Origin of the sequence: Komagataeibacter melaceti (genome assembly GCF_003403295.1) — a bacterium.
Lineage (GTDB): Bacteria > Pseudomonadota > Alphaproteobacteria > Acetobacterales > Acetobacteraceae > Komagataeibacter > Komagataeibacter melaceti.
In genome coordinates this window covers 1-685 of the sequence record NZ_QUWV01000034.1, presented here as the reverse complement: position 1 = coordinate 685, position 685 = coordinate 1, and the positions used below count along the sequence as shown (strand labels likewise).

Below are 685 nucleotides of genomic sequence, written 5' to 3'. Positions count from 1 at the left end.
GAAGTCTGTTCGACCATGGCCGCGTTCTGCTGGGTGTTGTGGTCAATGGCGCTGACGGCCGAGTTCACATCCTGCAGGGCCGCGGCCTGCTCCTGTGAGGCCTCCACGATGACCGATATGTGCTCGTTGATCTCGGCCACATCGGTGATGATCGTCTTGAGGGCCTCGCTGGTCTCGCCAACGAGGGTAACGCCAGAATGGACCTCCCCGCGTGACTTCGCGATAAGCGCCTTGATCTCCTTGGCCGCATCCGCGGAGCGCTGCGCCAGCACCCGGACCTCGGCCGCAATGACGGCAAAGCCCCGCCCGGCCTCACCCGCGCGGGCGGCTTCCACACCGGCGTTGAGTGCAAGGATGTTGGTCTGGAAGGCGACCTCGTCCATCACATCGGTAATGCTGCCAATCGAGCCGGAGGACTGCTCGATCGCGCTCATGCTGGCGATGGTCTTGTGAACGATGGCTTCCGACTGCTCGATGCTGGCCCGCGAGCGGGCGACCAGCGTGCCGACATCCTGCGCGCGCTGCGCGGTGGAGCGGACGGTCGCGGTAATCTGGTCGAGGGCCGCGGCAGATTTTTCAACCGAAGCGGCCTGCTGCAGTGTGCGGCGGGACAGGTCATCCGCCGCACAGCTGATCTCACGGATCGCACCTTCGATCGAGCCGGTCACCTGTGCCACGGACTGCA

1 protein-coding gene is annotated in these 685 nt (G+C 65.1%); it reads right to left on the bottom strand.

The features are described from left to right. Positions 1-685: methyl-accepting chemotaxis protein (locus DY926_RS04440; RefSeq protein WP_241503060.1), on the bottom strand; the 685-nt coding region annotated here is incomplete at both ends.